We start from the raw sequence: 18091 nt of genomic DNA on the forward strand, positions 1-18091 counted from the left end.
ATTATATTAAAATAATTTTACTCATCACACTACTTTACTTGTGTAATTTTATTAGAAACTAATAATTTTTCAATGCATTTCGGTAACATGTCTAATAGCGTTTCAAATGCGTAATTTACATCTAAACGTTCTGTCCATTGATGGGCATCTTTTCCTACCGGCCCCATATTTAATACTGGAACGTCAAACTCTTCTAGTTCCTGAAGTGGAATCGAGTAACCTTTATCCCATAATGGCATATTGTCTACAAGTGAACTCATTGAATGTAGTGGATTCTGTAAGCCCACATAGCTCAAATCTGAAATTCCTCCAAAATAGTTTTGGTTTTCAAATGTAATGTTATGATTGTAATGTGCATACTTTTCCATTTCTGCAACTACTTCTTTAATTAATGGATCGTTGCGTGAACTTACAGCTGGATAATATGGTGGAGCAAAGAAAAGTACAATCATCGGCGCCTTTTCTTTACATAAAATAGCTAGTTTATCTACTAAATCAATTGTTACCGCACGATCATCTTTCTCTTCTCTATTTTTTATTATACTAGATTGAATATCATCTATTTTCGCTTGACCATGTTGTTCAATTGCATAAGCGATAAGCTCTTCGTACGTTAATACATTCACTTTCATATTAGGCGGTATAAACGGATTATATTTAGAAAAACGATATGCTTGCTTTTCATATTTCTCTTCTATTTTCTCTGCTATTTTCGTTACTTTTTGACGTAACAATGAAACGACATCTGTCATTGATTTTTCTAGTAAAAACAAATTAAATAATGTAACGGCACGATGCGGAATTTGTACAGAATAATCCTCCTTTAAGTCCCGTTGAAGTAAGTTAGTTGGCGGAGGACTCGCTTCCCCTTCTACAATATCACAAAGGTCCGTATTCAACTCTAATTCTGCTGTTATTAATGACGCCATATAACTACCATTTAAGCCCGCAAAAGGTTCACCTACATGTGTTTCTTTACCATAGCAAAGAATTCCAGGTAACACTTTACCAATAGAACCCGTGTAAATATACTTATTTTGGTCACCAGGATGTCTTGCAAACATAGGCTCTGAATTTAGGACTGTTTTATAATTTAAATCATGTTCTTTTGCTAACTCTAGTAATCTTGGAACAGCAGCCCTCATCCCCACCGAATTTACTTCTTCATCTGGAACAGCTAATAAAAGTACATTTCCATCAAATCTTCCTTCACAGGCTTGCTCAATCATTGCCATTTGTAACGTGAGGCCGCATTTCATGTCCATTGTTCCTCTACCAAATAGCCAATCTCCTTGTTCTATATCTTCACGTACATGGGCTGGTAGTTCATCTTTATGAGAATAAAACATAGACGTTAACTTTTTAGGGTTGAATGCATCCTCTTTCCATACTCCGTAATCTTGTACATCTACAACATCAAAGTGACTAACTAGAATTACGGTATTTTTTGTACAATCGCTTTTCTTTACGAGCGCTGTAACAAAATATCGTCCGTCCCCCGTCGGATTTTTTTGCAAATGTTGTGGGTTGTCTTTGAAGTACTGTAAATCAGATAATTGTTCCACAACAAAGTCTGGCAATATTACTTCAGCTTCTGTACCTGTAATACTAGGAATTTCAACTAGACTGCTTAATAATTGAATCAATTGTTCTTTTGATTGCCACTTTGACATATAAATCCCCCTATTTTTCCGCATTATGAAAATGAATTCCAGTATATGAATAAAAAATGACGACAGTTATCAAAATTATAGTTCTGATGTACTGCCGATTTTTATTGATATTTCATGAGCTGCTTGTTTTACCTTATTAATAAGAAAAGATAGTCGATCTTCATTAATACGATGACTAATTAACCCAACACTTAATGCTCCCACTACATTATGATTAAATCCAATAATTGGTGCAGCTACTGAAGCAGTTCCTTCTGTTTTTTCTCCATAACTGACAGCATATCCTTCGTTTCTTATTTGCTTTATTTGATCAAGAAGAATTCGCTTTTGTTCTGGTAAAGCAGGAAGTAGCTGCTCAACAATATATTCCATTTCATTCTGTTTCATATTGGCTAGCATCGTTTTATTTGCAGCACCAATTGAAAGAGGAATCTGTTCCCCTAAGTTATCAATAACTCGAATTTTTAAAGGGCTATCAATTCTTTCAATGATAATAGAATGTGTTCCATTTGGAATGTTCAAATACACACTTTCTTCCACTTCAGAGGCTAATCGCTTCATCACTTCTCTTGCCACAGATCTGTAGTCTACTTTCTCCAATTGACGTAATCCTATTTCCATCCACATGGGCCCGATTTTGTATTGTTTCGTTTCTGAAATTTGCGTAACTAACCCATGCTCGATTAGAGAATTAAGTAATCTATGTACTGTACTAACTGGGAGATGTGTTCTGTCCGCTATATCAGAAATAGCCCAATATTCTTTTTCATTAGTAGAATTTAATAACTTTATAATACTTATCGCTCGATCAATGGACTGTACCATAACTCACCCCAACTTGACTTGTAATATGTTAGTACGCTCAATTACCTATCAATTTAACAAATATTCAAAATGAAATCAATCAGTTTATTTAATTTTCTAAAAATAAATAAACATAACTCAATAATAATTTGAAAGCGCAAACAAAAAAATATTGACTTTTCTTTTTAATTATCTGAAAATTATAACAAGATTTCACATCACGGAATACATTCCACAATACAGAAAAACATCAAACTTTATTCTATCAACTACGAAAGTGAGGAAAACAATGACGCAAGTAAACAATACAAATAATGAATTAAAACGTACGATGAAAAGTAGACACTTATTCATGATTGCACTCGGTGGTGTGATTGGAACGGGGTTATTTAACGGATCTGGCTTTATTATCAGTCAAGCTGGGCCTGGTGGATCCGTACTTGCCTTTATGGCAGGTGGATTATTAATGTATTTCGTTATGCTATGTCTTGGTGAACTCGCTGTAGCCATGCCTGTTTCGGGCTCTTTCCAGGAATATGCCACTAAGTTCATCAATCCTGCAACTGGCTTTACAATCGGATGGTTGTATTGGTTAAGCTGGGCGAATACGACCGGTCTTGAATTTACAACTGCCGGCATTACAATGCAGCGCTGGTTTCCTGATATTCCTGTTTGGGTTTGGTGTTTAATATTTGGCGTTACGATTTTCACTATTAACGCATTATCTGCTCGTAGTTATGCAGAAACAGAATTTTGGTTTTCAAGTATAAAAGTATCTGCCATTATAGCTTTTATAATTCTTGGTGGCGCCGCTATGTTCGGTTTTATTGATTTAAAAGGCGACGAACCAGCTCCGCTATTTTCAAATTTCGTAAATCATGGTGGTTTATTCCCAAATGGACTTGCAGCTATTCTATTAACAATGGTTACAGTCAATTATTCCTTCCAAGGTACAGAGCTTGTCGGAATCGCAGCAGGTGAAAGTGAAGATCCAGCAAAAACTTTACCTCGTTCTATTAGAAATATTATATGGCGCACAATGTTTTTCTTCGTCTTAGCAATCTTTGTTCTTGTTGCTTTAATTCCTTGGGAAGAAGCAGGATTAACAAAAAGCCCGTTCGTTGCTGTTTTTGATAATCTCGGTATTCCATATGCAGCTGATATTATGAACTTTGTTATTCTTACTGCTGTTCTTTCTGTCGCAAACTCAGGACTATACGCTGCTACTCGAATGCTTTGGTCTTTATCAAAAAACGAAATGGCTCCAGCATTTTTAAAGAAATTATCATCACGTGGGATTCCTCTCAACGCTTTAATCATGACAATAGCTATTTCTGCTTTTTCTCTTTTGACAAGTGTAGTAGCTGCTGAAACTGTTTACTTGTGGCTCATTTCAATTTCCGGAGTCATAACAATTATTGTTTGGATGTCAATTTGTGTTTCTCAATTCTTTTTCCGTAAACATTATTTAGCAGACGGAGGAAGATTAGAAGACTTAAAATTTAAAACTCCACTTTATCCACTTGTACCAATTCTTGGTTTTGGATTGTATGGCATTATATTAATCAGTCTTATCTTTATCCCTGAACAACGACTTGGAATCTATTGCACTGTACCATTTATTATCTTTTGTTACACGTACTATCACTTTAAAGTTAAGAAAAGAATTGCTACTAACAGTCAAAGTGAAACTAAAATTAGCGAAACTTCGTAATATTGTACGATACAAAAAAGACCACACGTGGCGTTTCACTTCATGTGTGGTCTTTTTTCATTATTTTAATATGATTTCATCTGAATTTAATGAATATATCCCCTCTCCTACAAAAGTAGTAGAGGGTTCATTTAAACACTTACTACCTCAGTGGGATTTATCACATTCCAATTTCAATATAATAGTAAATAGGTATATCGGATATAGATGTACATTACTAGGCTTATACATATTTCAACTTTAGAATTACATTTACTATTCAATTGGTAGTTACCAATAAAGAGAGGAATGATCATAATAATACAGAACATATACGAAACTCATTTACATGTAAGAAATTTAGAAAAGGCAATAAATTTCTATCAAAACAAGCTAGGATTGACGTTAGCAAGAAAACTCTCCAAAAAAAGAGTGGCTTTCTTTTGGGTCGGAGAAAATAAACAACAAATGCTTGGACTATGGGAAGTAAATAATATCGAAGACTTTGAGCTGAGACATTTTGCTTTTGGTGTAAATTTAGAGTTTTTAATGACTTCTAAAGCGTGGTTAGAGGAACGTGGAATAGAAGTGATAGGAAGTCAAGGAAAAGGAAATCAAGAGCCAATTGTCCAAAGGTGGATGCCCGCTGCAAGTGTATACTTTCTATATTGTGATAGAAATAAATTAGAATTCATTTCTATGTTACATGACAATCCAGATGAATTAGAATATGCATCCTATTTAAGTGTATGGAATGCGAAACACCAAGAAAAATGAATGAAATTTCCGTTCAAGTCTTTTCTAATTTTTTAGATATAATGTTGTACGATCCCCCTTTTGCTATTAATTTTCGTCGGATTTATGAACAGTTATCGTAATGGAAAATTCATGATAACTCCACTTGTTAACATAATGCATTTACTGTCACTTTATATTTGTACTTACGTACGAGCAATTCCTAATCTGCTTCAATTACAATTTGAATTATGTAAATTTTCCTCTTATCTGGCATCTACTCTTTAAACACAAACTCCCCTTAAATCGAAAATGATTAAGGGGAGTTTTATATACGATGCAATTATAGTTCAGATTTCACTCGAACAGAAACATTATTTTTAATTATATTTTTGACATCTTTAAAGCTAACAAAATTGTTACTTTTCTCATCCCAAAGACGGAAACGTAGTGATTGTAAGCTTGTAGCAAGCGTAATCGTTGGTACATTTTTTAACGGAAGCGTATTATTGTGTGCCTCTTCTAGTTTATAGTTAGGTACTCTTGGACTTAAATGGTGAACATGATGGAATCCAATATTACCCGTTAGAAATTGCAAAATTTTAGGAAGCTTATAAAAAGAACTTCCTTCCACTGCCGCTTTCACATATTCCCAATCTTTATCCTCTTCAAAATAAGAATCCTCAAATGTGTGCTGTACGTAAAACAGCCAAATCCCTACTGAACCTGCTATTAAGAATATAGTACCATGTACTAACAGAAACGATTGCCACCCAATTGCCCAGCAAAGTATAGCTACTACAGCAACAATTATAATATTCGTCAAATAAGTATTCATACGTTCTTTCTGTCTTGCACCTTTTCGGTTAAATCTATTTTTAAGCAAGAAAACATAAATCGGACCTAATCCAAACATAACGAATGGATTGCGATATAAACGATATGCTAAACGAAGTCTAAATGGTGCTGCTACATATTCATCAACTGTAAGCGTCCAAATATCCCCTGTACCCCTCTTATCCAAATTACCACTTGTAGCGTGGTGAATAGAATGCTCATGCCCCCACTGATCAAATGGGAATAATGTTAAAACACCCATACACGTTCCAACTATTCTATTTGCACGTCGACTTTTAAAGAACGAATAATGGGTACAATCATGAAAAATAATGAAAATTCTTGTCATAAATCCAGCGGCTAACAGTGCTGGAACTAAAGTTAACCAATAAGAAACTGACAAACTTTTATAAGCAAGGTACCATAAAATAATAAATGGCACGATTGTGTTGATCAGTTGCCAAACACTTTTTTTAATCGTTGATTTTTCAAAAGGAGCAACTTGTTTTTTTAAATTTTTAGTATTTTCTAAGGTCATTGTTCTAATTCCTTTCCTTTTTGTTGCTAATTCATATTATAGCACACTATTAGTATCAGGTGTTAAAAGTAGCTATAATAAATATTTTATACTATGAAAATCTCTTTTTTCTTACTCATTACTTACAAATTTCTTACGTCCAAAATAGCTTCTATAATTGGACAGACGGAGCATTTTATGTATCAAAGAAACTTCGAATTTTTCCAATAAGTACATAAAAAACAGAGAGTTTTTTCACAAGAAGAAAAAAGCTGCAACCAGTCAGTTTCACCGACTTATCGCAGCTTCTCTTCTTTTTACCTTATTTTATCGATGAAGCCAAACTGCACCTGCAGACTTGTCTTCAGCTTGGCCTACGACTTCAAACTTCAGTCCTAGCTTCGGCAACTTACGTCCTGCATCAGGAATAACGCTGTTGATGTATTGCTTAGAATCATCAAATTTTGCCACTCCTGGTAATCCTTTATAATCAAAGATACCGCGTGTTGGTGAATTTACTTTCCATGCTGGCGTTTGATCAAATGAGAATGCCGCATCAGCAATTTGATAACGCGTACTGCTCTTCACAGTAGGTTGTCCATTTAATGTCCCTACAATTGCCTCTGGATGAGAATCTACTACTCCTAAGAACCCTTCACCTGGATGAACGCCTACCCAGTTATCTGTAAAGCTTTGATCCGCATACCATACAACCATTCCTGTATTAAATACTGGTCCACGTGCATGTTGTAACGCAGTGTCAGAACCAGCGTAATTTCTCCACTCTACATAGTAATTATGTTTTTTCTGTTCAAATCCGTTAGACACAGTAAAGCCTTTTAACGTCATTGCTGGCTGACCTTCTGCATCATCAGAGAAAACAACTTTTCCATCTACAGTTAATGCTGCATTATCTAACGCAAACCCTTTATAAGCTACTGCAATATCTGTTAAGTACTCAAATTGCAGTTTTACTTTTTTTCCTTTGAATTGGCTTAAATCGTATGATTTATCAACCCACTTACCATCAGTTGTATCCGCGCCGCCTTTTACATCTTTTTCGCCCATTCTATCAATGCGTGTCTTCGTTCCATCTTCTGCAATCGCATATACGTCAAGGAAATCATACTTCGCTTCAAGTTCGTAAAATGCCTTATAATCGAACTTAGCATCCTTTGCATTTGTTAAGTCAAATACTGGTGTCTCAAGTGTTGTATGAATGTCATTTCCTTTTGTACTGTAATAGAACTTCTTACCAAACGCTGATTCGATATTTTTTATATCTTTGTCCGGCAAGTTAACACGAACGATTCCAGGTCGTTTAGATTTTGTAGTGCTTTGATCTACATATGTCGCAACACCGATTCCTTTGCTAAGTTTGTCATAATCTACTTCAAGGATATTCGCCCAGTTCCCCTTCATATTCTTTTGGAAAAACTCTTTATTTTGTGGTGAGAAACTCGTTGGCTCTGTTCCTGCAATTTTTCCAGCCCAGCTACCACCACTCATAATAGACCATGACTCAACAGGTTCACCTTGTCCTGAGTACTTTGTATCATATTCATCTGGTAAACCTAAATCATGACCATACTCATGCGCAAACACACCAACTGCCCCGTCTTCAGGCTCGATTGTATAATCGTATGCAGCCATCTTTCCGCCCCAGTTCGAAACAGAAGATTTCGTGCCATCAATTGCATATGGTTTTGAACCTAGTTTTGAACGATGTGACCAAATCGCATCATCTTTCAATTTACCGCCGCCAGCTTCTTGACCAACGCCAGCATGTACAACCATTAAATGATCGATAATGCCATCTGGCTCATTTTTATTTCCATCACCATCTTGATCGTATTGATCAAATTGGTCATAGTCTGCTAAATTGATTCCTTTTGCTACCGCTGCTTTTAATGCTTCTTTCACAAAATCTTTTGGTCCTAAAGGCCCCTTGTTATCATGCCCAGTACCCGCATCAGCACCATAATCTGATGCTTTTCCTGGAACAGTAAGCCACTCTGTTACAGTCCCATCAACTGTATAGCTACCACCAGATTGTTCTTCATAATATTGCTTAAATGTGTTAATCTTCGATCCATCAAATAAAGTGAATGGTTCATCACCAAATAACATTTTTTGATAATGTTCACGATTAAAGTCCTTAGAATACATGTATCCTGGCTCTTGATCAATATTATTATGCTTAAAATCGCTAAATTCTACAAGTAAAACAAGTACTTTATCTTTTCGAACAGCTCCATTGTATTCTTCTTGCTTCGCTGATGTAGTAGGTACTTTTCCATTTAATTTCCCTGGATTCAATGCTGCACCTTGTCCAGCTACTGGGCCTACTTCAGGCTGCTGTGCCTGTTCATTTTCCTTCATTTTTGCATCTTTTACTTTTTTCATAAAATCAGAAGCTTCTTGTGTAAGACTATCTCCTGTTAAGATTTCTTTCCCAGGGTTTTCCCCTTTCTTTTTCTCAACATATTTTTCGACAGCCTTTGACGTCTCAGCTTGTGATGCAGATTGATCAATTACCCCCCGTTGTTTTAGCGCTTCTGCCAAACGCTCCTCCGGTATTAAGTGCTCATCTATTGGTAGAGATGATGTTGGTGTCTCAGCATAAGCTGCGTGACCTCCAAAAGCAAACGTACTACTTAGTACTGCTGCTGTTGTTAATACCGCTAATGGTTTTAATTTCTTTTTCAATGTATTTCCTCCCCAGTGTCTGCAAATTATCGTTTTTTGCCGATAACAACATAATATTCGTTATAATACGAATATTCAATCTTTTTCAACAAATAAAATGTTGAGAAATATTTTTTTATGCAGGGTGAAATACATAAGATATAAAAACAAACAGACCCTCCTATAAATAACAGTGAACTTTTATATGTTCTTAGTTACAATCAAAATCCAGTAAATCTGGGATTCATACTTTTTTAATAAAAATAAGAATTAAATATTTTCTATACTATTTAATCTATGGATTACCATATTACTCACTATTCTCATTATTACAAGCTAATAGTGGTTCGTACATCATTATAGCGTGATTCTCTGTTACATATTGATCTTCTATTAACTGTTTCTGTTGATTATATACTTTACGTTGAATCACATTATGTCGTATATAACCGCCCCAGTATGCAGGTTGAATTGAGTGTTCTTTCTCATACACTTCATATTGATAAAGTTGCGGATAGACTGTTCTCCATTCACCAACTAAATGTTCATCTGTCATATAAAGGTGAAGTTGATACGGTTGGTCCGTTTCATTTTTAATTTGTAAATCCAAATAGTTATAGGAACAAGTCGCCCCACTCCCAAACGGTTGAGTTCGCCTAGAGTCAGGAAAGACATCAAAGCTATGACGATATCGTTCTGTTACTGTCAGTGGTGTATGTAAAGTCATCCAATATATTAAATTCGAAAGCTGACAAAGACCTCCTCCAATACCTGTTTGAAAAGATCCGTAATGTAATACCATACCTTCTACATACCCTTTTTTCCTCGTTGGCTTACCTATTAAACGCCAGTAAGAAAATGTTTCTCCCGGTCTAATGACGATACCATTTAGTTTTTTAACAGCAATTTTCAAATTAACAACCTTATTCTGTTGATACCACATATCTACATCTTTGAGCTTACGAAGTAATATCGTTCGGTGCTGAATTGCTGTACAAGGTAGCTTTTCTTGTTGGAACCTTTTTGCATATGTTTTTCCATCTGCCAACCACTGAATGTACCTCTTTGTAGAGTAATACCACTTCCCTAGCATAATGCGATACTTAGACCGCTGTTTAGGACGTAAGTGCACTATATTCATTTTATTCCCTCTCTCTTTCTTCAAGTAAATTCTAATATATTTCTAATTCAATAAATTACAGTTTTCTTAGCTGCATAATAATTTCCGCAAAAAAATAATAAATTTACTCTAGTGGAGATTTTATTTTGATGATTGCTTTATAATTATATGAAACTGCGCTGCAATACGATAAATTGAAATAAACATATTATAAATATAACGGATAACCTTAAATAAAAAATAATGAACATTAAAGAAATTTTAAAGTATTAATATATTTTTCGTAAATATTAATTGATAACACATTAGACTTTACTATATGTATAACTTCTTATTCTACAAAATGAAATTTTTTAATGTAAGAAAAAATATAATTTCCCTTTAACATTTATACAAGTCTCATATGGAAAACTTTACAAAACAATTCGAACACTTATATTTAGAATAAACACAAAAAATTGCCACCAGTTAGCTTAACTGGTTGGCAATTTTTTAACGAGAATGCTTTACAAATAGTTGAATTGCTTCTTCTGGTACATAGCACTTTCCATTACTCTCTACAATAATACTTCTTAATTCATACCCTTTACCATTGATACGAATTATATTTTTGTTACCAAATAATTGTGCTTCTACTTTATTATGTTTTACTACGAGTAACGGGTTTGCTCCTTCGATTTTGTCGGCTGTTACAGTTGCACCGATTTTCTTAAAGGCTTGTTCACTCTCTAAAAATATTTTATTCGTTACTTCTTCTAAGTTAAAGCCCATCGCTTTCGCCATCGTCTTCGCAATGTCTGTATTTTGGATTAAGCCTTCTGGTTTTTGAGGTCCATAAGAATGTAAGAATACATCCTCACCTGTATGTCCTCCTGTCGTAAAGCCGATATTTGCACGATTAGCCAATAATGTAGTAAGAATTCGTCCTACATCCATTTTCTTTTTTGCCACTTTTAATTTTTCTTTTTCATCATGAGTTAGATTATCCAAACCGTATAGTTTAGCTACATCTTCTACATTTGATAAATCAGATTTCAGTTTATTTATAGTTCCTTCAAGTGTCATTTTCGCCTTTTTCAATGGATCAATGTATGCAGAAACCGGTGTAGTATTGTATCCTTTTGTCGTATTCCTATTCCCTATAGAGATGCCGCTGTTACCATGATCAGTTAAAGCGATGAGCATCGTATCCCCATCTTTCTTCGCAAATTGTAACGCCTTTGCTACCGCTTCATCAAATGCCAATACATCGCTAATAATCCCAATTGGATCATTAGCATGAGCTGCCCAATCTGGCTTACTACCTTCTACGAATAAAAAGAAGCCATCTTTATCTTTTGATAATGTTTGAATTGCTTTTTCTGTCATTTGAGAAAGTGTTGGTTGTTCTGGATTTGTTGCTATACGATCCATATCAAACGCAAGAGCATGATGTGAGAAAGAGCCCCAAATTTTATTAGATTTGGAGTTCAATAACGCATCTTTCGTTTCAACAAAATCGTACCCTTTGTCTTGAATCACCTTTACTAAATTTTCACCATCTTTTCGGATTCCATTACTTTTTATAGGTAGAAGCGCCGCTTTTCCCCCGCCTAATACGACATCTATATTTTGATATACTTGCTGCTTCGCAATTACGTCAAAATGTTTGCGATTGACATGGTGAGCGGAGAATCCGGCCGGAGTAGCATGCTGAATTTCAGATGTAGCAACAATGCCAGTTGCACGACCAGTACATTTTGCGCCTTCTAATACGTTTGCGACCGGCCATAACTTTTCTTCTTCTTTTATTGGCTGTAAGCTAGGCGAACTTACAATAGAAGGTAATACACCTACATATCCTGAATTCGATTTATTTCCAGTTGCTAAAGCTGTTGCTGCTGGCGCTGAGTCTGTAATAGCTGATTCCGCCGAAAACGTACGAACACCTCCTGTTACAATTTGATCTAACGTAAGCGGTGCCCCTTTATACCAGCGAGCCAATGTTGTCGCCGTTGAACTCGTTCCGTCCATAACCATCATAATTATATTTTTAGGCTGGTGTTCTACTTTTTTCACCTTAGCTTTGGCCGCATGATAATTCATCATACTTTCCGTACTTAATACGCTTACTATTATAGCTCCCACCAATAGTAACTTTTTCATCTTCACACCATAATTCAACATGATTGTTCCTCCATAAACTTTGCATTCATTTCAATACACCTTATTTCCTTTTCCATACCAAAACCTACATATGTTTTATTAGTTCCCAATTCTCATAAAGCTAACAATAGTTACTTTCTCTTTCTTTAATTAAATATTGATATGTATCATTTATCTTATAAAAAAGATTTAACATCCTTTTCATTAATTACTTATTTAACAATAAATCCTCAATTAAAAGAAATAAAAATTTATTGTTAAACAATAAATTTCATGTTAAATTAATAAGATATTAAATAAATGAGGTGCTTTTTATGAAACAAGGATCCACACTCTTTTTAAAGACCGTTGTAATTCTGATCGGAATCCCCGTTCTTGCTATGTGCATTTTTTTAGTCCCTAAAATAGGAAATTTTGCCGCAGAATTATATCCAGATATTGCATATATTAAATATCTTGTATTTATCAATTTATACGCAACAGCAATACCTTATTACTTCGCACTGTACCAAACATTTAAGCTTTTAAACTATATTGATAAAAATAACGCATTCTCAGAGCTATCTGTTCAAGCTTTAAAAAATATTAAGTACAGCGCATTGGCAATTAGTGTATTATATGTATTAGGTATGCCACTTTTCTATCTCGTGGCAGAGAGAGATGACGCCCCTGGCATTATTATTATCGGAATGATTATGATTTTTGCTTCAATGGTAATCGCGGTCTTTGCTGCCGTTCTCCAAAGACTATTAAAAGATGCTATAGATATAAAATCAGAAAATGATTTAACGGTCTGAGGTGAATAATATGGCAATTATTATTAATATTGATGTAATGTTAGCAAAAAGAAAAATGAGTGTAACAGAACTTTCGGAGAAGGTTGGAATTACAATGGCTAACCTTTCTATCTTGAAAAATGGAAAAGCAAAAGCAGTCCGTTTTTCAACTTTAGAAGCAATATGTAAAGCATTAGAATGCCAACCCGGGGATATTTTAGAATATCAACCTGAAGATACCGAATAAAAAGAGTCCTTCATACGAGAAGGACTCTTTTTATTACACATTACGGCGCAAAACTAATTTGACCAGTAAACAATAGGATAATTGCTATGATCCAAAATATAAAAAATGATGAGGACAGTATTAATGAAAGAATAGCAATTCCCTTCTTCTCTGTTCTTTTCGTCATTGTGATTATTGAAAGCATGATACCTACACCTGTCAGGGCAATTGTAATATAATCTCCAACTATATTACCTGCATTGGCTATCCTTGTTGGCGTTATAAAAACGAATAGAAAACACAAAATGCCGATGAGTAAAGATATATAGCTTATTATACTGTACTTCTTTGTAGGAACTATTTCAGTTTTCATACTAACCCCACCCCTTCTATATAGCTATGAGTCCATATTAACATGAATAACCATAATTTGGTTAAAACATAAAAAAGATAAAGTGGACGCTATCACTTTATCCTTCAGTTTATTTCTATCTAACAATTAACCTGGCTACTTCTTTAATAAAGATGGACGGACATTCTTTAACTCCTAGCAATTTTTATATACAGAAAATAAAATGAAATAGTTCTAAAAAATAAAGACTGTACCTTTAAAATGAAAGATACAGTCTTTATTCATAACTTTTTTTATAAAGAAAACTCTCTATCACTCACTACCTTAAAAAACTCCGAGTAATGTGATAAAGAATAATCCGCTACATCACAATTACCTTGAAACATACATGTTGAAATACCTAATTCTTTTGCAGGTAATAAATCTAATTCTCTATCTCCAATAGCTAAATCAATATTGTATTTTTTATGCAGATGATTATAAGCTAAAGAGTTCGGCTTTCGAGGAAACCCATCGTCAATTGTAACCATATCTACGAAGTATTTTTCCCAGCCGTAATATTTTAAAATGGCCATAACCCCTTTCCTATGTTTATGGGTCATAATCACATTTTTATCTGCAAATTTCAAAACCTCTTCGACACCTGCAAAAGGTTTCATATCTTTTGGCGTGAATTTTCCCTTCAAAACTTTAATCTTTTCTTCCTGCTCGCATGAAATATTATAATACTGAATTGCATGAGAGTATGATATTTTTAAGTTTTTGTATATTTCTTGTTTTTCTACTGAATCACCTAATATTTCAGAAAGCATCATTGTATATGCAGGGTACGTATCAAATAACGTCCCATCAAAATCCCATAAAATATTCATTCTATTCACCTTCTATTTTCAAATCATTGGATGACTAAATCCGCCCTATCCTTCGGCAATTCCATTTCTAAGTAATAATCCTCTGCTTTCCAATACCTATTTTCAAACTTTGAAAGGTTTTTCTGCGTTTTTTCACTCTCACGTAGAAACCTTGTCTCTCTTGGACAGTCCAAATAGACCATATAATGAAAGAAATCTCTCCATTCTTTTCGCTGCAAAAAAACTCCTTCAATAACAATTACGCCTACAATAGGAATCTGTACTTTTTTCATTTCACATGAGTCTGTTTCCTCTTGATAAAAAGGCAAAGTCAGTTTTGTCTCATGTTGTAACTTCTAAAAAAACTTCTGCCTCAAGTATGGAATATCCCACTGTAAACAATAATACTCATACCATTCTTCATATCCTGTATGATAGCGTTTATTACGCTCCACTATGTGATCATCAATATGAAAAATATGAAACGGGATGCCCTCTTGCTTCATATTTTCTTTTAAATTTGCTACGAATGTTGTTTTTCCAGATCGACTTAAACCATCTATCCCTAAAATAAAGCGGTTTTCTTTATGCTTCTTCATAACATTTATAAGCTCATTTGTACTCATTACTTCTTCCACTCTTCTTTTAATAAAGAATATAAAATGGTATCATGAGCGACACCATTTTGAATCATATGTTTTCGAAGTAATCCTTCTTCTTGAAATCCTGCTTTTATTAATAATTGTTGTGAAGCTTTATTTTCTACATATACAACCGCTGCGATTCTTATTAGTTGCAGTATTTCAAATCCGTAAGCTAAAATTGCTTGTAATGCTTCAGATGCATACCCCTGTCCCCAATATGTATCATCTAATTCATAACCAATTTCAGCTCGTCTATGATGATTGTTAATTAAATGAAATCCACACGTCCCAATTAATTGGCCCGTCCCTTTTTTCTCGATTCCCCAGCGAAATACACTTCCTTCTTCATAACAATTTTTAAACGTTTGAATCGTTGTTTTCGCTTGCTCAATATTTTCGAAAGAATCCATTCCGAAATAACGTATAACTGATTCTTTCGAAAAATATTCGAACATCATTTCTGCATCTAATAGTGTAAGTTCTCTTAATCGTAAACGTTCTGTTTCTAGTTTCGGAAATCCCATCTCTCTTTCTCCCTCTATTCTAATGAACTACAGATTTCAATATAATTTCCATCTGGATCAGCAATGTAGGCAATTGTTTGTCCCCACGGTTTCACAATTGGCTCCACTAAAATTTTAATACCTTGCTCTCTAAATTGCTCAATCGTTTCTTGTACATTCTCAACAACGAATCCTAATTCGAAATGAGAAGACTGTAATTCACCTTCTATAAGCGGTAGTCCTGTTAATTCTTTCACATCTTGCCGCGTATTCATCGCTAAAATGGTAGTTCCAGTATTAAATTCAATATATGTACCGTGCTCTGCTTTTATAGGTAACTGTAAAATATCTTTATAGAATTTTAAACATTCCTCAAACTTTTCTACATATAAAATGATGTACTTCATTTTCAAATCCATTTTACATCCCCCTTTATATCTACCCCTAAAATTTCGACAAAAGTCTCATAAAAACCTTGTTCTTTGTAGTAATGAGCAAAAAAAATGAGGCCGATTTCTCGGCCCCCCAGCTTATTGGCATAAAACAGGAGATTTGGTTTGGACATAACCAGTTCGTACTTTTATTATATTTTATTTTTTCTGAATTTTAAATACATTAAACACCTATTTATATTGAGAAAGTTTTTTGCTTGCATAAAATTAAAGAGTTTAAGAAATGATACAAATGGAGGTGTATACATATGGAACCAATGCTATGTCCAAGTTGTAAAACGAACCGTACTCGCTTTAATATTCTTGAGCAACAAGTAAAACCAGTCAAATTAAATCCACAAACTGGTCAAGTAGAAGAAGAATATACAAATGACACGATGAATGCTTTTCATATGGCCTATCAAGGACCTACTTATCGCGTCCAATGCGCTGTATGTGGGCTTGTTGAAAACCCAGAACAATTTATTAAACCTGCTCAAAATCAGTCTTTCTAATAAAAACATTATTATCCCTTATAGAAATAGATTTTTCTATAAGGGATTTTTCCGTTTAATAACTTAATTAAAAATGTGTTTCTTCCTTATTATATGTTAAACTTCGCACTCTTTTAGAAATGTTTACATAAGAGAGGTAAAACAAACAATAAAAAGATAACGCTTCCATCAATATTTCTACTATTAACTTGTCATATAGTCATCTTTTACTTTTGGATCTTCGATTGGGAGAAAATAACGACTCCTTACGATCTAACAATATGGATTGTTTCTACTATTTGTAGTCTTTTACTTTACTACCATTTTTAAAATCAAAAATCTAATAAATTAATATTAATTGCTAGTTCGTTATTGTTGATTATTTCTTCTTCATTTATGATTTTTTTTAGGTGTTGTTACTGATATTATCTTTGTAACTGTTAGTTCTATGAATTAAAAAGTTGGTCTTTTATTATATAAAAAAGAATGAACAAAATAAATATATATAGAAATTAGAGAAGTTGATTCCCATCAATATATATCTTCTCTAAGAATATCACTCTTTGTTAAAATATTTCCTTTTTTAACTTTTTAATCTTCCTAAATAAATTAATAAACGCATATAAATATATACAAACTAAAAACCCTACCATACCTTTATATAATCCTGATTCTGATACTCCAAGAAAACATAAGTAAAGCACTGGAATTAACATTACAAACATAATTGCAACGAACTGTATCAATTCAACAAGTTTTTGTATCTTCGTTTCTTTGTCTGAATAAATATCAGGTAACTCATTTTCCTCTTCTACTTCTTTACAAAAGTAATTCCACTTCGCAAAACTCGTTACATGTTTCCAACCACACATTTCATATATTTCGATATATTCTTTTTGTTTTTCTGTCGAATCTTTATACTCTAATCTAAAGTCTGCTTTATATACTACATCTTTTGGTTCAGTTTTCTTAAACGTATACATTACATTATACTTTTGTAAAGCCCATCCTTTTTGATGCATTTTTCTTAAAAAAGCTTCTTCTTTTTCCAAGCTCCATATCGCAAAAGGTTTGAATACCTTCTTTGTCTCCATTTCCCATTCACTCCCCTAATATACTATTTCCATTCCTTACAGATCTCTGCAATCTGTTATATTCTAGCTCTAACACTTCTCTCCCAAACGGCGTTAACTCATAGCACTTCTTTCTATCTGTAGAGGCAACTTCAACAATTAATTTTTCTTTAAGTAATTTCGTCGTATTCCCGTATAAAGTACCAGGACCGAGCTTTACTTCCCCATTTGTCATCTCTTCTACCATTTGCATAATTCCATATCCGTGCATTGGTTTCACTAGTGATAACAGTATGTAATATGTCCCCTCAGTTAACGGAATATATTTTTGCGCCTTCGCATTCATTATAACTACCTCCGATACATCGCCTTATGATATATCGACTTACGATACATCGTATATCGATATTATATAATCATATTCCAAAATATTCAAGATTAATTTAATAATTAAATATCCATTTCTTTGAATTAAAAAACCATACAAATTTTCTGAATAATTTGTTAAAATATAGAAATATTAGCTCTT

Annotated in this window: 17 protein-coding genes and 2 pseudogenes; 6 read left to right on the forward strand and 13 right to left on the reverse strand. The window is 33.8% G+C overall.

What is annotated here, in order from left to right; all coding sequences use genetic code 11:
* Positions 1-29 precede the first annotated feature (29 nt).
* Both BAQ53_RS14185 and BAQ53_RS14190 read right to left on the reverse strand, forming a co-directional pair.
* A complete protein-coding gene (locus BAQ53_RS14185) occupies positions 30-1673 on the reverse strand; it encodes a M20/M25/M40 family metallo-hydrolase (RefSeq protein ID WP_244161460.1) in 1644 nt (547 codons plus the stop codon).
* A 75-nt stretch (positions 1674-1748) separates the two neighbouring features.
* Positions 1749-2498: an IclR family transcriptional regulator gene (locus BAQ53_RS14190; RefSeq protein ID WP_208905552.1), complete on the reverse strand. Its 750-nt coding sequence runs from the start codon at positions 2496-2498 to the stop codon at positions 1749-1751.
* A 268-nt stretch (positions 2499-2766) separates the two neighbouring features.
* On the opposite strand from BAQ53_RS14190, the gene BAQ53_RS14195 reads away from it, so the two are divergent.
* Positions 2767-4191 (forward strand): amino acid permease, encoded by a 1425-nt coding sequence (locus BAQ53_RS14195; protein ID WP_208905554.1) that lies wholly within the window; start codon positions 2767-2769, stop codon positions 4189-4191.
* A 297-nt stretch (positions 4192-4488) separates the two neighbouring features.
* The gene (locus BAQ53_RS14200; RefSeq protein WP_208906952.1) at positions 4489-4947 is read left to right on the forward strand and encodes a VOC family protein; all 459 of its coding nucleotides are present in this window, start codon (positions 4489-4491) and stop codon (positions 4945-4947) included.
* 301 nt (positions 4948-5248) lie between these two features.
* On the opposite strand, the gene desA is transcribed toward BAQ53_RS14200, so the two are convergent.
* From desA to BAQ53_RS14220, 4 genes are all read right to left on the reverse strand, one after another.
* Positions 5249-6280 carry a Delta(5) desaturase DesA gene (gene desA, locus BAQ53_RS14205; RefSeq protein ID WP_000171504.1) on the reverse strand — a complete coding sequence of 344 codons (1032 nt, stop codon included), beginning with the start codon at positions 6278-6280 and terminating at the stop codon, positions 5249-5251.
* Between the two features lie 306 nt (positions 6281-6586).
* Entirely contained in the window at positions 6587-8968 is a 2382-nt protein-coding gene (locus tag BAQ53_RS14210) for an immune inhibitor A domain-containing protein (protein WP_000727915.1), read from the reverse strand.
* Between the two features lie 289 nt (positions 8969-9257).
* Entirely contained in the window at positions 9258-10088 is an 831-nt protein-coding gene (locus tag BAQ53_RS14215) for a VanW family protein (protein WP_001028242.1), read from the reverse strand.
* A gap of 471 nt (positions 10089-10559) precedes the next feature.
* Entirely contained in the window at positions 10560-12233 is a 1674-nt protein-coding gene (locus BAQ53_RS14220; RefSeq protein ID WP_208905556.1) for an alkaline phosphatase, read from the reverse strand.
* 293 nt (positions 12234-12526) lie between these two features.
* Here BAQ53_RS14220 and BAQ53_RS14225 point away from each other — a divergent pair, with 293 nt between their 5' ends.
* Both BAQ53_RS14225 and BAQ53_RS14230 read left to right on the forward strand, forming a co-directional pair.
* Positions 12527-13009 carry a DUF2975 domain-containing protein gene (locus tag BAQ53_RS14225; RefSeq protein WP_000809118.1) on the forward strand — a complete coding sequence of 161 codons (483 nt, stop codon included), beginning with the start codon at positions 12527-12529 and terminating at the stop codon, positions 13007-13009.
* A 10-nt stretch (positions 13010-13019) separates the two neighbouring features.
* A complete protein-coding gene (locus BAQ53_RS14230) occupies positions 13020-13235 on the forward strand; it encodes a helix-turn-helix domain-containing protein (RefSeq protein WP_000974619.1) in 216 nt (71 codons plus the stop codon).
* A gap of 40 nt (positions 13236-13275) precedes the next feature.
* Here BAQ53_RS14230 and BAQ53_RS14235 read toward each other — a convergent pair whose 3' ends face one another.
* The 5 genes and pseudogenes from BAQ53_RS14235 to BAQ53_RS14255 all read right to left on the reverse strand — a co-directional run bounded on the left by BAQ53_RS14235 (position 13276) and on the right by BAQ53_RS14255 (position 15983).
* Positions 13276-13587, reverse strand: a complete 312-nt coding sequence (locus tag BAQ53_RS14235) for a hypothetical protein (RefSeq protein WP_000845564.1) — start codon at positions 13585-13587, stop codon at positions 13276-13278.
* Between the two features lie 272 nt (positions 13588-13859).
* A complete protein-coding gene (locus BAQ53_RS14240; protein ID WP_046945998.1) occupies positions 13860-14438 on the reverse strand; it encodes an HAD-IA family hydrolase in 579 nt (192 codons plus the stop codon).
* A gap of 23 nt (positions 14439-14461) precedes the next feature.
* Positions 14462-15043, reverse strand: a pseudogene (locus tag BAQ53_RS14245) (kinase).
* Positions 15043-15585: a GNAT family N-acetyltransferase gene (locus BAQ53_RS14250; RefSeq protein ID WP_208905558.1), complete on the reverse strand. Its 543-nt coding sequence runs from the start codon at positions 15583-15585 to the stop codon at positions 15043-15045. Before BAQ53_RS14250 ends, BAQ53_RS14245 begins: the two are co-directional and overlap by 1 nt.
* Positions 15586-15599: 14 nt before the next feature.
* Positions 15600-15983 carry a VOC family protein gene (locus BAQ53_RS14255; RefSeq protein WP_208905560.1) on the reverse strand — a complete coding sequence of 128 codons (384 nt, stop codon included), beginning with the start codon at positions 15981-15983 and terminating at the stop codon, positions 15600-15602.
* 281 nt (positions 15984-16264) lie between these two features.
* Here BAQ53_RS14255 and BAQ53_RS14260 point away from each other — a divergent pair, with 281 nt between their 5' ends.
* Both BAQ53_RS14260 and BAQ53_RS26255 read left to right on the forward strand, forming a co-directional pair.
* Complete coding sequence (locus BAQ53_RS14260) at positions 16265-16510, forward strand: hypothetical protein (RefSeq protein ID WP_000433605.1); 246 nt, start codon at positions 16265-16267, stop codon at positions 16508-16510.
* Positions 16511-16666: 156 nt separating this feature from the next.
* Positions 16667-16946, forward strand: a pseudogene (locus BAQ53_RS26255) (hypothetical protein).
* Between the two features lie 109 nt (positions 16947-17055).
* Here BAQ53_RS26255 and BAQ53_RS14265 read toward each other — a convergent pair.
* The gene (locus tag BAQ53_RS14265) at positions 17056-17583 is read right to left on the reverse strand and encodes a DUF2812 domain-containing protein (protein ID WP_000448427.1); all 528 of its coding nucleotides are present in this window, start codon (positions 17581-17583) and stop codon (positions 17056-17058) included.
* Positions 17584-17590: 7 nt separating this feature from the next.
* Entirely contained in the window at positions 17591-17908 is a 318-nt protein-coding gene (locus BAQ53_RS14270) for a PadR family transcriptional regulator (RefSeq protein ID WP_000991894.1), read from the reverse strand.
* Between the last annotated feature and the right edge of the window lie 183 nt (positions 17909-18091).

It is taken from the genome of Bacillus sp. B25(2016b), from assembly GCF_001679765.1.
Classification (GTDB): Bacteria; Bacillota; Bacilli; order Bacillales; family Bacillaceae_G; genus Bacillus_A; species Bacillus_A thuringiensis_K.

Coding starts and splice junctions, on each gene's coding strand:
- BAQ53_RS14185 (WP_244161460.1), bottom strand. CDS start 1,673: ATGTCAAAGTGGCAATCAAAAGAACAATTGATTCAATTATTAAGCAGT.
- BAQ53_RS14190 (WP_208905552.1), bottom strand. CDS start 2,498: ATGGTACAGTCCATTGATCGAGCGATAAGTATTATAAAGTTATTAAAT.
- BAQ53_RS14195 (WP_208905554.1), top strand. CDS start 2,767: ATGACGCAAGTAAACAATACAAATAATGAATTAAAACGTACGATGAAA.
- desA (WP_000171504.1), bottom strand. CDS start 6,280: ATGACCTTAGAAAATACTAAAAATTTAAAAAAACAAGTTGCTCCTTTT.
- BAQ53_RS14215 (WP_001028242.1), bottom strand. CDS start 10,088: ATGAATATAGTGCACTTACGTCCTAAACAGCGGTCTAAGTATCGCATT.
- BAQ53_RS14220 (WP_208905556.1), bottom strand. CDS start 12,233: ATGTTGAATTATGGTGTGAAGATGAAAAAGTTACTATTGGTGGGAGCT.
- BAQ53_RS14225 (WP_000809118.1), top strand. CDS start 12,527: ATGAAACAAGGATCCACACTCTTTTTAAAGACCGTTGTAATTCTGATC.
- BAQ53_RS14230 (WP_000974619.1), top strand. CDS start 13,020: ATGGCAATTATTATTAATATTGATGTAATGTTAGCAAAAAGAAAAATG.
- BAQ53_RS14235 (WP_000845564.1), bottom strand. CDS start 13,587: ATGAAAACTGAAATAGTTCCTACAAAGAAGTACAGTATAATAAGCTAT.
- BAQ53_RS14240 (WP_046945998.1), bottom strand. CDS start 14,438: ATGAATATTTTATGGGATTTTGATGGGACGTTATTTGATACGTACCCT.
- BAQ53_RS14250 (WP_208905558.1), bottom strand. CDS start 15,585: ATGGGATTTCCGAAACTAGAAACAGAACGTTTACGATTAAGAGAACTT.
- BAQ53_RS14255 (WP_208905560.1), bottom strand. CDS start 15,983: ATGGATTTGAAAATGAAGTACATCATTTTATATGTAGAAAAGTTTGAG.
- BAQ53_RS14260 (WP_000433605.1), top strand. CDS start 16,265: ATGGAACCAATGCTATGTCCAAGTTGTAAAACGAACCGTACTCGCTTT.
- BAQ53_RS14265 (WP_000448427.1), bottom strand. CDS start 17,583: ATGGAGACAAAGAAGGTATTCAAACCTTTTGCGATATGGAGCTTGGAA.
- BAQ53_RS14270 (WP_000991894.1), bottom strand. CDS start 17,908: ATGAATGCGAAGGCGCAAAAATATATTCCGTTAACTGAGGGGACATAT.